The 13,881-nt window shown below is 49.2% G+C and carries 9 protein-coding genes; all 9 read right to left on the bottom strand.

Annotated features, from left to right (window positions below):
• Positions 1–7 precede the first annotated feature (7 nt).
• Positions 8–904 (bottom strand): site-specific tyrosine recombinase XerD, encoded by an 897-nt coding sequence (gene xerD / locus EKM71_RS01345; RefSeq protein WP_125572883.1) that lies wholly within the window; start codon positions 902–904, stop codon positions 8–10.
• Positions 905–915: 11 nt separating this feature from the next.
• Positions 916–1,797, bottom strand: coding sequence for a CvfB family protein (locus EKM71_RS01340; protein WP_125572882.1), 882 nt, complete (start codon positions 1,795–1,797; stop codon positions 916–918).
• 202 nt (positions 1,798–1,999) lie between these two features.
• Entirely contained in the window at positions 2,000–3,757 is a 1,758-nt protein-coding gene (gene pyk, locus EKM71_RS01335; protein ID WP_125572881.1) for a pyruvate kinase, read from the bottom strand.
• A gap of 258 nt (positions 3,758–4,015) precedes the next feature.
• The gene (locus tag EKM71_RS01330; RefSeq protein WP_125572880.1) at positions 4,016–4,744 is read right to left on the bottom strand and encodes a transaldolase; all 729 of its coding nucleotides are present in this window, start codon (positions 4,742–4,744) and stop codon (positions 4,016–4,018) included.
• 96 nt (positions 4,745–4,840) lie between these two features.
• On the bottom strand, positions 4,841–8,185 hold the full coding sequence (dnaE, locus tag EKM71_RS01325) for a DNA polymerase III subunit alpha (protein ID WP_125572879.1): 3,345 nt from the start codon (positions 8,183–8,185) through the stop codon (positions 4,841–4,843).
• Between the two features lie 139 nt (positions 8,186–8,324).
• Positions 8,325–10,925 carry an ATP-dependent chaperone ClpB gene (clpB, locus tag EKM71_RS01320; protein WP_125572878.1) on the bottom strand — a complete coding sequence of 867 codons (2,601 nt, stop codon included), beginning with the start codon at positions 10,923–10,925 and terminating at the stop codon, positions 8,325–8,327.
• Between the two features lie 141 nt (positions 10,926–11,066).
• Positions 11,067–12,308, bottom strand: a complete 1,242-nt coding sequence (gene pepT / locus EKM71_RS01315) for a peptidase T (RefSeq protein ID WP_125572877.1) — start codon at positions 12,306–12,308, stop codon at positions 11,067–11,069.
• A gap of 56 nt (positions 12,309–12,364) precedes the next feature.
• Positions 12,365–13,171 carry a Nif3-like dinuclear metal center hexameric protein gene (locus tag EKM71_RS01310; RefSeq protein WP_125572876.1) on the bottom strand — a complete coding sequence of 269 codons (807 nt, stop codon included), beginning with the start codon at positions 13,169–13,171 and terminating at the stop codon, positions 12,365–12,367.
• Entirely contained in the window at positions 13,158–13,865 is a 708-nt protein-coding gene (locus EKM71_RS01305; protein ID WP_125572875.1) for a tRNA (adenine(22)-N(1))-methyltransferase, read from the bottom strand. The genes EKM71_RS01310 and EKM71_RS01305 overlap by 14 nt, the downstream gene beginning before the upstream one ends.
• Positions 13,866–13,881: the final 16 nt, after the last annotated feature.

Here is a 13,881-nt window from a genome sequence, read left to right as displayed (position 1 = left end):
GTCACCGCTAGGCACGCGGATGCGCTTGGTCATAGACGGCTACCAACCGCTTTTTGGAAATATGGGTGTAAATCTGGGTCGTGGTAATGTCGGCGTGACCCAAGAGTTCCTGAACCACTCGTAAATCAGCCCCGTTCTCTAATAAATGCGTGGCAAAGGAATGTCGCAGGGTATGGGGCGTGACGTCCTTGGTAATGTCGGCAAGTGCCACATAGCGCTTGATTTTCTGCCAGATAGACTGGCGTGACAACCCACCACCATGAGCATTTAAGAAGAGATAGGGACTCGTCCGTTGCTTCAACAACACCGGTCGACTCTCGGTCAAATAACGCTGAATCCAGTCACTGGCCACATCGCCAATTGGCACAATCCGTTCCTTGTCTCCCTTACCCAGGGTTTGAATCAGCCCCATCTCTAGATGTAAGTCACCGAGTTTGAGGTGAACGAGTTCGCTTACCCGCAATCCCGTTGCATACATCACTTCGAGGATGGCGCGATCACGAATCCCATACTTATTCGCCGTATCGGGAGCCGCTAATAGTCGATCCACTTCGGCTACCGTCAACACTGCCGGCAAATGTTCGGCATGCTTAGGTGCCGCGATATTTGCCATAGGACTCTCTGATAGTTGGTGGGTCTGTACAAGGTAACGGTAAGCCTTTCGTAAGGCTGAAACTGCATGAATCACGGAATTACGCGACTTGCCACTCTTGGTCAACGTTTCCAGATAGGCCATCACCCGTAAACGATCGACCTGGGTCAGAGACGTCACGTTCTGAGTGGACAAATAGGTAGCGAATCCTCGTAATTCTTGGACGTAACTCGTGACCGAATTCTTTGCTAATCCCTGTTCTACCGTAAGATAGTGGGCAAAATCCGCAATTTGCGTTGCCAATTCGGTCATGTCATCATCTCCTATTTTGTCGCTTGTTCGTCATCCTTAACTAACCAGAGCTGACCGTCATGCTGGGTAATCTTCCGAGCCTTCAAGAGGTGCCCAATGGCCCGCTTGAATTGTCCCTTGCTAATCCCAAAGTAAGCTTTAATGGCAGCTGGATCACTCTTGTCACTGAAGTCCAGGTAGCCTTCGCCACTGTGTTCCAATGCCGCTAATAACATAGCAGCATCGTCGTCGATGGCTTCAAAGGTCCGTGGCCGCAGTGACAGGTTTAACGTCCCATCGTCATGAACACCGATAACCCGAGCGTGGAGTTCTTCTCCTAAACGAGGTTCCGTTTCACGTTCTGAAGGATGAATGAACCCTAACTCATAATGGTCGGTCATCACACGGGTTCCTACCAGCTTTAATTGATACGCTCGTGCCACGACATTCGAATTCTGAAGTTTCTTCTTGGCGGGCTGGCCAATGGCTTGATAGATATCACCATCGGCTAACACTCCCCAAAGCCGTTGTTTCTTGTCTTCCCGCAGAGCAATCATCAAACGGTCCCCTTGTTGTGGCCAGAGTTCCATCATGGCTGGGAGGTCATCTAAAGACACCACGATGTCCTTGTTAGGTAAACCAATATCCACGAAGACTCCTAATGTCCGTTGGGTCCGAACGACCGTCCCAAAACCATAGTGATCCACTTGAACCTCGGGCGCGTCCCGAGTAATCTGCATGTCATGATCTTCATTTTCGTAGGCGAAGCCCTTGAAAACCGACCCCAGTTTCAGTGGTTTCTTGATCTCTGTCTTATCCAAGCGGAAAGTCGTCCCCGCCACTTGTACATAATAATCTTTTTCATTCTCGTCGGTAACTTTACCCGCAACGATGCGGCCTAATAGTTCTTCCATAATCTCCTCAATTCTACTGGCAAGGCCAGTTTCCCGTTCAAAGTGTCTAATGCCTATTTTACACGGAAACGCCCCAACTAGCGACCTTTTCTCGTAAAATTCGTCGCAATCTTTTTAGACCTGTGCGTCTCGCACTTCTTCAGAAACACGAAAAAACGGACCCCCGACAGAGGGTCCGTTTTCATAACAGGTTTATCTCTTATTAAAGCGCGTTGGAAGCACCATGGTAAACGATACCGCGACGTGAGTCAACGGTGATCAATTCGCCATCGGAAATCTTGTCGCTGGCACCAGTAGCCCCAACGATAACAGGAATCCCCATAGAAATCCCAACAACAGCCGCGTGAGAAGTCAACCCACCGTTTTCAACGATAACGGCACTTGACTTTTCGATAGCTGGCAAGTAGTCCTTGTCGGTGTTCTTGGCAATCAAGATACCACCTTCAACAACCTTGGCGTTGGCTTCGGCAGCGGTGTTGGCAATAATTGCCTTACCAATAACCGTGTCATCACCGACACCTTGACCTTGAACTAACTTTGAACCAATCAATTGGATCTTCATCAAGTTAGTCGTCCCGCGTTCGCCGACTGGCACACCAGCGGTGATCAGGATTAAGTCGCCTTCCTTAGCTAAGCCCGTTTCAACGGCCTTGGCTGCAGCAAGATCGAACATTTCGTCAGTGTTAGCTGGCTTTTCGGTAACGATTGGGTAAACACCCCAGTTAACCATCAAACCGCGACGAGTCCGGTCATCAAAGGTAACAGCTAAGATATCAGCATTTGGCCGGTACTTAGAAATCATCTTTGCGGTGTAGCCACTTTCAGTAGCAGCAACAATCGTTTTAACGCCTAATTCGTTGGCAACACGAGCAACGGAAGCACCGATTGATTCGGTAACGTCACCATTGTCGAAGTTTAAGTTGTCACGACCAAAGTCTGGTAAAGCATTTTCAGCCTTGATGTCGATCCGGTTCATAGTTGCAACGGCTTGTACTGGGTACTCACCATTAGCACTTTCACCAGAAAGCATCGTTGCATCAGTACCATCAAAGACGGCGTTAGCAACGTCAGAAGCTTCGGCACGCGTAGGACGTGGGTTTTCTTGCATGGAGTCTAACATTTGGGTAGCCGTGATAACTGGCTTGCCTAAGATGTTACACTTCTTGATCAAAGCCTTTTGTACCAATGGCACGTTTTCCGTTGGAATTTCGACACCCATGTCACCACGAGCAACCATTAACCCATCGGAAACTTTGATGATGTCATCGAAGTTGTTGATACCTTCTTGAGATTCGATCTTAGGGAAGATTTGCACGTGTTCCATGTGCTTTTCTTCGAGGAGTTCACGAATGTCCATCACATCTTGAGGCTTCCGTACGAAGGAAGCAGCGATGAAGTTGATTTCGTGATCCAAACCGAAACGAATGTCATCTGAGTCCTTTTCAGTGATCCCAGGTAAATTGATGGAAACGCCAGGGGCGTTAACACCCTTACGGGAACCTAAGATACCATCGTTTTGCGCAGTCACAACTAATTCCTTAGTTGCATCGTCCTTTTCATCAACAACAGTGTCTAATAAACCGTCATCAAATAGAACGTGGCCACCTTCGTGAACGTCATCGTAAAGACCTGGGTAAGTCACCGCAATCTTTTCGTTAGTTCCTTCAAGTGAATCATCCATGGAGATCCGGAATTGGTCGCCAGTGCTAAATTGCAACTTGCCGCCCTTTTCAAGGGTCGTCCGAATTTCGGCACCCTTAGTATCTAACATGATACCAACAGTCTTGCCAGTAATCTTTTCAGCTTGGTGAACTTTGTCCAAGCGACCTAAATGTTCTTCATGGTCACCGTGAGAAAAGTTAAACCGGAAAATGTTGGCACCAGATTCGATTAACTTAACAATCGTATCGACGTCATTACTTGCAGGCCCAAGGGTACTTACGATCTTGGTTTTCTTCATTAGAAAAATCTCTCCTTTAGAATTGGCCCGATGGTTACTAATTTTAAAAAAATTAGCAGACCAAAAGTTTCGGCACAAATTTCATTACACCAACATTCTAGCACTTTTAATTTTTTCTGTCTGCTATGTTTATCGAATTTCGAGCCTTTTGTACATCTTTTCTCAAAGTAAGCGGTTTCTGCGAGCTGACGGGCCCCAGCGCAATTAAAAACCTACTCGTTTGATAACGAGTAGGTTATAAAAGAGATAACTTTAATTTTATTTTTGAATCCCATCAGCCACCGGAATCGTAAATCCGAGTTCGGCAATATCGGAATCAAAAGTCTTTACCGTATCAACTGAAATTTGGAAAGCTGGCTTACCAAATTTGTTTAACTTGTTCAAGATCTTTGGGGGTACCGTGATGATGTCACAGTCTGTCTCATTTGCTTGAACAATGTTGATAGATTCCCGGGTGCTAGCCCATAACAAATCAATATTAGCCTTGGCATGACACAAGTCAGCAGATTGTCTCATCAGTGGTAAAGGATCAACTCCGGAATCAGCAACCCGTCCAGCAAAGACAGAGACGATCCCGCCAACTTCTGGGTTCAAGGCATCAACGGCCCAACGAACTTCCTCTAGAGTGGTGATTGCCGTCACGTTCACGCGAACGCCAGCATCGGATAACTTAGAAATAACATCGGTGTTGTCTTCACCAGTGGCACGAATGATTGGGACCTTAACGGCGACATGTTTCCCCAATGATGCTAACGTCTGAGCTTCGGCAAGCATCCGTTCCGGCGTGTTCCCAAAAACTTCGAAACTGATCGATTGGTCTGGGAAAGTTGCAACGGCTTCCTTGGCAAAGGCTAAGTAATCGGTAATCCCGGCAGCCTTCATCAAACTAGGGTTCGTCGTGAATCCTTCAACTAAACCCTTCGCAGCAACGGCCTTCATCGCAGATAATTCTGCCCCATCGGAGTAGACTTTGACGTTTAATTTCATTTTGTAAATCCTCCCAAAATAGATTATCTCGTTCATTGGTATATATAATACCGAACTTGACAACAATAGTCCAGAAGTATTTTTCACAAAATTGGTCTATCCATTTCTCAGAATCACATTTTTCTCGCCCATCAGGCTCATAAGCCCCGTCATAACAGCATTCTCATCTGAAAGCCACTGTTCATTAGGTAAGATTCTTTTTTGATCGGTCTGGGCTTGATAGATGATCACCGGAACTTTTCCGGGGTTTGATTTGATGAATTGGCCTAGTTGTTTAGCGATTGGTCGTTGATCATGTTCCGAATCAACACGAATGTACCAACACGGCCCCTTAGGTAGCGTGGTTGTCGGGGCGACCTCAGCTTCTGGCCGCTCCAAACGATTCACGACAATCTGCAGTCCTCGTTGCTGCTCGACTTTCCCAGTGACTAAAATCACCTGATTTGGGGCCAACCACTCACTAACAATCCGGAATTGGTTAGGAAAGACCGTCAGACTAATTTCACCAGTCTCATCGCTCCCGGTCACAAAAGCCATCGGCTCCCCACGTTTCGTCCGGATCGTCCGAATCTTCGTGACGTAGACAATCACTGTGACCCGCGAATCCACTATCAGATCACTGATAGGAACTGCATGACGCTTTTCCCCCAGTTGGCGATACTGTTCAACCGGATGCCCGGACAGGTAAGCACCAAGTACCTGCTCCTCATGGTGCAACTTGGTCATCAGATCAAAATCAGGTTGCCGTTTCACCTTGGGTGCCAAGGCCGCGAACAACTCGACATTGTCCCCGGAAAGTTCGACCGTGCTGAGAAATTCCGGCAAAGCAGCGATCAACTCGGCACGGTTATACCCGAAGTGATCGAAGGCCCCAGCATAGACCAGTGCATCCAGCAGATCTTCTTTTCGATACTTGGCCTCAATACGCTCTAGAAATTGGTGCAAGTCACGAAATGGTCCCTGCGCCTTGCGATCGGCCAAGATCGCTCGCAGGAAGTCCCGGCGGACCCCTTTGATTGAGCTTAGTCCAAAGAGAATTGCCTGTTGTTGAAGACTAAAGTAGGCTGCCGAATGATTGATGTCTGGCGGCAACACGGTTACCCCGTGGCGTTTGGCTTCAGCCAGATAGAGTTTAGTCTTGTCTGGTACGTTGACCACCGAATTCATTAAGGCCGCATAGAACGGTCCCGGGTAATGGGCCTTGAGGTAGGCCAATTGAAAGGCCAACTTGCTATAAGCCACGGCATGGGATCGGTTAAACCCATAGTTAGCGAATCGATCCATGTAGGCAAAGACCTGCTGTGCGGTGGCAATGTCGTACCCCAGCTTCTGGGCCCCGGCCACGAACTTCTTTTGCATCGCATCCATGGTAGCCTTCTTTTTCTTACTCATGGCCCGACGAAGCAGATCGGCTTCCCCGAGGCTAAAGCCCCCCATCACTGCGGCAACCTGCATGACCTGTTCTTGATAGACCAAGACGCCGTAGGTTGGCCCCAGAATTGGTTTCAGCGCCGGTGCTGCGTATTTGACGGGCTCCTTGCCATCCTTACGATTGATAAAGGTTTCAATATTTTCCATTGGCCCCGGACGGTAAAGCGCATTGACCGCGGCTACCAGTTCAAAACTATTCGGTTTGAGCTGACGCAGGACCCGCTTGATCCCGGAGGATTCAAATTGAAAGACGCCGTTGGTTTCCCCCTGAGCGAAGAGCGTCAGGGTCTTGCCATCGTTGAGGTCAATCTGGTCGAGGTCAAAAACTTTCCCCGTCTGCTGCTTAACTAACGCCAAGGCATTAGCCAAGATGCTCAGGTTCCGTAGCCCCAACAAATCCATTTTTAACAGCCCCACTGCTTCGACGGTATCCTTGGGATACTGCGTCATCAACAGGTCTTCAGCTCCCGGTTGTAAGGGCACGACGTCGGTCAACGGCCCCTGACTCAAGACGATTCCGGCAGCGTGAGTGGAATAATGTCGCGGCAGGCCCTCGACTTTGCAGGCCGTTTCGAATAACAATCGATTCTCAGGACTATCCGCGACCAAGTTTTTCAATCGTTGCGACTGGTCATAAGCGGCATGTAATGTGATGTGCAACTGATTAGGAATGGCCGCGCTCCAATCGCTCATCTGATAAGGAGCCATCCCCAAAGTTCGTCCGACATCACGTAAGGCGGCCTTGGCGGCTAGCGTTCCGAAGGTAATGATCTGAGCTACTCGTGTATGCCCATACTTACCATGGACGTACTGTAAGACCTGTTCTCGCCGATCATCCGGAATATCCAAATCAATATCAGGCATTTGAGCCCGTTCTTCATTTAAGAACCGCTCGAACAAGAGGTTGTAGGCCAAGGGATCGACCTCTGTAATCGCTAAAACATAAGCAACCAGAGATCCCGCTGCCGAACCCCGCCCTGGACCCGTTTGAATATGGGCTCGGTGCGCGAAGTTCATGATGTCCCAAACAATCAGAAAGTAATCATCGAATCCCATTCGGTGAATGACCGAGAGCTCGTGGTCGAGTCGTTCACGGTATGGGTGGTCATCCGTGGTGCCACTAGCCTGTAGTCGTCGCTGTAACCCTTGATCACAAAGTGCTCGCAGATAGTCTTGCGACGGTTGTTGGTCTGGCGTCGGGAATTGTGGCAACTGTGGCTGTTGAAATTTCAGAGTCACGTCACAATCTTCGGCTAAGGCCACTGTCGCACTGGCTGCGGCTTCCAAACCGACCGCAGCAAAACGGGCCTGTTGGTCGGCAACCGGTCGTAGCCAGTGCGTGCCTAGTGTAGCCTGTTCGGTGGGGATGTCAGTGATCGTAGCCCCGGCGTCGATAGCACGCAGGACCGTCACGGCAAAGTGGTCGTCTTGATTCAAGTACTCCACTGGAGCCAGTCCAACTAAGGGCATCCCCACGGCTTGGCTCAGTTGTTGGAGAGTTAATCGTGTCTCCTCACTCTGATCAGCACTAATTCCCAGTGAAACATTGGCCGGCGTAAAGAGGCGCTGTAATCGGTCTAACGACTCACTAGCCGCCGTGCGATCGCCATTGACCACTAGCTGGGGAGCCTCCCCATTCAATGGCACAATAGCCTTTAAATGGGTCAGATTGGCTCGTTGTTGGGTCAGGTCAACCGGTGCCGATGTCACTTGATAAGCCGTGGACAGTTGCATGAGCTGCTGATACCCCGTGAAATCACGGGCTAAAACCACTAAATCGGCTCCAGATTCATTCCCGGGAACTTGAACCGTCAGTGTGAGTCCCAAGATTGGCTTAATACCTGCCTGCCGACAAGCATTGTAAAAGGCCACGACCCCATACATGACATTTCTGTCGGTGATCGCAAGCGTCGTGTACCCCCGCTCCTTGGCCGTTTGGACTAATTCGTTTATTCGATTGGTACTCTGCAACAGACTATACGTACTGATGACCTGTAACGGGACAAACATGTTGGACGCTCCTCTCAAAAATTCTTTATCGCTATTATACCAGAAATTAGCGACCGATCCGTCGTATAAGAACGTACGTTCCAACTGAAATTTCCCACCTAAAAAGCGGAATCGACGACCGTCGACCCCGCTAAATCACTTACTGCTCTAATGGGACATGTGTAAACGTTAATTGATCGTTTTGAACCGCAATAGTAATCAGACTCTTGGCAGGAATCTCACCACTAATGAGGGCCTTAGCCAATGGCGTTTCCACGTGTGTGGTAATAAACCGTTGGAGTGGCCGAGCTCCATATGCCGGTAGATACCCTTTCTTAGCAATCCAAGCCTGAGCTTCCGGCGTAATGGTTAGATCCAGCTGCTGCTCATGCAAGCGTGTTGCCAGATGGCCAATCAACTTGACCACGATTTGTTGAACATCCGCTAAAGTCAGCGGAGTAAACATGATCGTCTCATCAATTCGATTCAGGAACTCTGGTCGGAAGTGGGTCTGTAAGAGTTGGGCGACCTGCTTTTGAGCCTCAGGCTTCAACTGTCCCTGTTCATCCGTTCCCTGAAGCAGAATATCCGATCCCAAGTTAGACGTCATAATGAGAATTGTGTTCTTAAAATCCACGGTCCGTCCCTGGCTATCCGTCAGGCGACCATCATCCAACACCTGTAGCAGCAGGTTAAAGACATCCGGATGGGCCTTCTCGACTTCGTCAAATAAAACGATGGTATACGGATTACGCCGAACAGCCTCGGTTAATTGGCCCCCCTGTTCGTAACCCACATAACCGGGAGCGGCACCGACTAACCGGGAAACTGATTCCTTTTCCATATATTCACTCATATCGATTCGAACCATGTGGTCTTCACTGTCAAAGAGGTTTTCGGCTAAGGCCTTGGCTAATTCCGTCTTCCCGACCCCCGTTGGTCCTAAGAATAGGAATGATCCCAAGGGTTTCGTTGGATCTTGTAGGCCGGCCCGTGACCGTAACACAGCATCAGCCACCGCTGTCACCGCTTGATCCTGACCCACGACACGATCGTGTAACCGATCGGCCAATTTCAACAGTTTCTCCCGTTCACCCTGAACCAACTTGGTGACCGGGATTCCAGTCATACGGCTAACCACCGCTGCAATCTCATTTTCAGTTACCGATTCGGACACTAACCAATCTTGCTGCTGGTCAGCCTGTTCCAGATCCGCTAGTTCTTTTTGTAAACGGGGAATAGTCCCGTGTTGAAGTTCGGCGGCCTTGTTCAAATCGTAGGCAGACTCCGCATTGGCCAAGTCACGTTTAGCACGGTCTAGTTCCTGCTTCTTATCGCCAAGTCCCTTGATGGCCGTCTTTTCCTGGGTCCAGCGGGCACCAAGTCGGTCCACCTTTTCCTTGGTATCGGCGAGTTCCTTTTGCAGTTCCGCCAAACGCTTCTTGGAAGCATCATCGGTTTCCTGCTTCAACGCCGTCTGTTCGACTTGCATTCGCATCAATGAGCGCCGGGCCTGGTCCAATTCCGTTGGGGCCGAGTTCATTTCCACTCGAATCGAAGCCGAGGCCTCGTCAACGAGATCGATGGCCTTATCTGGCAGGAATCGATCGGTTAGGTAGCGATCAGATAACTTGGCCGCTGCGATTAAAGCATTGTCATGAATCCGAACACCATGGTGAATTTCAAACCGTTCACGCAACCCGCGTAAAATCGTAATGGTATCTTCTAGACTTGGTTCAGCCACAACCACACGTTGGAACCGCCGAGCCAAAGCCTTGTCCTTCTCCATATACTGGCGATACTCGTCCAAAGTGGTGGCTCCAATCAGGTGAAGCTCCCCACGAGCCAACATTGGCTTCAGAATGTTACCGGCATCCATACTGCCTTCAGCCTTTCCAGCCCCGACAATATTATGAATTTCATCGATAAACATAATAATCTGCCCGTCGCTCTTGGTCACTTCTTTCAAAACTGCCTTCAAGCGTTCCTCAAATTCGCCACGGTACTTAGCCCCAGCAATCAAAGAACCCATGTCGAGAGAGAAGATGGTCTTGTCCTTTAAATTATCGGGCACATCCCCACGAACGATGCGTTGCGCCAAGCCCTCAACGATCGCGGTCTTCCCAACCCCAGGTTCCCCAATCAGAACGGGATTGTTCTTGGTCTTTCGTGACAGGATCCGAATGACGGAGAGAATTTCGTCATCTCGCCCTATGATCGGGTCAATCTTGCCACTACGCATGGCCTTCACGAGATCGATCCCGTATTTCTCAAGGGCTTTATATTGGTCCTCTTGATTCTTCGACGTGACGCGTTCGCCATTACGAAGTTTATCCACGGCTTGGCGCATCTTCTTTTCGGTAATTCCGACCTGCTTTAAATAATCCGTCAAGCTATCCCCACTCAGCTGAGTCACCGCGATCAGGACCGTGTCCACTGCCATAAAATCGTCATGGTAGGCGTCCCGAATGCTATCGGCCTTCTGTAAGAGATCAGTTAAATTGCGCGAAAATTCCTGACCGTATTGAACACCGCTGCCACTAACGGTACTGATAGTATCAAGTTCCCGGTCTAACTCGCCATCCAAAGCCGTCACATCAGCCCCGGCGTCCTCGAAGAGCTGCCGACCGAGTTCCCCCGGTTGAACTAAAAATTTAAATAAGTGGGCAACCGTAACCGCCTGGTGCTTACGGGTCATCGCAATTCGTTGGGCCTCCGCCAAGGCATCGGTAAGAGCTTGCGTCATCTTTTCTGGGTTCATCTAAACACCCTCCTCAAGGTTTCATCTGATTTTTCGAGTCTAAAAAAGAGGCAACCCTTAGGTCAACCTCCATTTTCACTCATATTTTAACCGATCCACAGCCAAATTCAAAATAATTTGACCAATTTTGACTAAATCGATTTATGCCTTATTTTCAGCTAGTTCGGCGATCTTGATAATCACGTCAGTGGCCTGTTCCATGGTCTGTTCAGACACATACTCGAAACGTCCATGCATATTCTCCCCACCGGCGAAAAGGTTTGGTGTTGGCAAGCCCATGAAGGAAATCTTAGACCCATCAGTCCCCCCACGAACAGGGAAGATCAGTGGCTTGATATCGAGATCTTCCAAAGCTTCCTTGGCCAGATCAACAACGGTCATGTCCTTTTCAATTACCTCCCGCATGTTGTAGTACTGGTCCTTGATAGTCACCTGAACCCGTTGCGAGCCATATTGCTTGTTCAACTGGTCAGCCACGCCTTGGAAGAGCTTCTTACGATCTTCGAAGATTTGACGATCGTGATCACGGATGATGTAACTCAAATGTGCGGCATCTACGGTCCCGGTCATGCTGTACAAGTGGAAGAAGCCTTCGCGACCCTCAGTGTTCTCTGGCCGGTCATGTACTGGCAAAGCGGCATGGAAATCCATCGCAACTTGCGAGGCATTAACCATAACACCCTTAGCTTCAGCTGGATGCACGTTAGTCCCAGTAATTTCTACCTGTGCATCGGCGGCATTAAACGTTTCATATTCCAATTGACCAAGTGGCCCACCATCGACGGTGTAGGCAATGTCAGCACCAAAGTCCTTGACGTCGAAGTGGTCAGCCCCTGTTCCGATTTCTTCATCAGGTCCCAAGCCAATCTCAATTTCACCATGCTTGATCTCTGGATGTTCCAACAAATATTCAGCAGCGGCCATAATTTCGGCAACACCGGACTTATCATCGGCCCCTAACAAGGTACTCCCATCGGTAGTAATCAGGGTATGGCCCTTGTAATTCTTCAAATTTGGAAAGACAGCTGGATCCAGGGTATATTTGCCCGCATCATCCAGCTTGATAACTGACTGACCATCATAGTTCTCAACGAACTTTGGCGTAATGTTCTCACTGTTAAAGTCCGCCGTGTCAAAGTGGGAAATGAGCCCTAACTTCTGAACAGTCTTATCGGTGTTGGCTGGCAACGTCGCAAAAACATAACTTGACTGTGGATTAATGTGAACATTTTCCAAGCCAATCGCCTTGAGATCGGTAACTAGCCCATTAGCAAATTCGGTCAGACGAGGATCAGATGGGATCGTCGTTGAATCCGGATTGGATCGGGTATTCATCTTAACGTACTTCAGAAAGCGGGAAATCAAATTTTCATACTTTGCCAAAATAAATCACTCCTCAGTTAAGTTAATCAACAAATTAAGTGTACCTGTTTTTGAAATTAAAGAAAAGTAAAGGGATCCGTATTCAACCCAGAGGTTTCAACCGCAATTGACCAGTCATTTTCCTTAGCCCACTGCTTAAACAACGTGGTCAATCGGTCTTTACAAATACTCTCAATGTGGTGGCCAGGATCGATCACACTGAGACCATGCGCCAGCATGTCGTGCCCGGTATGGTAAGACACGTCCCCCGTCACGTACACGTCGGCACCCTTAGCCAAGGCCTCAGGATAGAATTGACTACCGCTACCGCCCAGGACGGCGACACGCTTAACGGGCGCATTGGGCGTCTGGCTAATCAATCGTAACCCGGCAATATTAAAGATTTTCTTGCAACGAAAAGCAAAGTCCTGGACAGTCGTTGATTCGGGTAAATTACCGATCCGGCCCATCATAATCTCTGGTGTCGCGGCACGACCATTGCTAGGAATCAGACCCGTGGTGTCCGCTAAGCCTAGTGCTGTAGCTAACCAGTCATTCATCCCACCGGGGGCACTATCCAGGTTCGTGTGTGCCCCATACACCGTGATATGATGCTGCAACAAGGTCGCATACATTTTATTCTGTGGATCGGCCAGGTCAAGATTCTTAGCGGCATGAAACATCATGGGGTGGTGGGCAAAGATGAAATCAGCATTAACGGCAATGGCTTCGGCTACAATCTCTGGTCGAACATCGAGGGTCACTAAAACCTTATGGACTGGGGCATCCAAGCTCCCCAGTTGTAACCCAACGGGATCGCCCGGTTCGGCCCAAGTCTGAGGCGCAAATTGTTCAAAGCGTTCGACTAAATCACGCACTAACACGACGTAAAACCTCCTCAATCTCTTGAATCTCAGCTGTCAATTGCCCGACCTTGTCCTCCGGAACCACCGCGGCTTGTTTCACTTGCTTGAGGACTTCTTGTGTCCGGGCTAGCTCACGTTGCCATTTAGCAATGAAGATTGCCGAGTGTTCCTGTAACAAGTATGGCCCAAAGCGCAATTCTTCATCATTATAGGTTTCCGGTTGATCGGCCCGATCGGCAACCAGCACTTCATAGGTGTGACCATCTTCGGCCAAAATTTTCTCGGTAATCAGTTGGAAACCATGGGTCATTAGGAAGCGTCGAACCACCATTTCACCTACGTTAGGTTGGAGGATCAGACGTTTCACCCCGACCAAACGATCGAAGTCTTGGGTCAGAATCTGAGTAATCAGAGTTCCCCCCATCCCCGCGATAACGACTGTATCAATCTGATCGGTGGGCTCAATTGCCTTTAACCCATTGGCTAAACGGGCCGTCAACCGATCTGTCAGGCCTTCACGCTGAATCTCATGAGTGGCATTCTCAAAGGGGCCACGCACGACCTCACCGGCAACTCCGCCAACAATCAGGCCGCGCTTTAAGAGGTTCACTGGGAGATAGGCATGGTCAGTGCCAATGTCGGCTAATCGACTCCCCTGTGGCACATAACTGGCAACGGTTGCCAGTCGGTTTGATAAGTGGTCTGCATCCATTTTTATAACGCTTCCT

This window comes from Levilactobacillus huananensis (assembly GCF_003946145.1).
GTDB lineage: Bacteria > Bacillota > Bacilli > Lactobacillales > Lactobacillaceae > Levilactobacillus > Levilactobacillus huananensis.
Note: the sequence above shows the minus strand (reverse complement) of the source record. Positions and strands in the feature narration are given on the sequence as shown.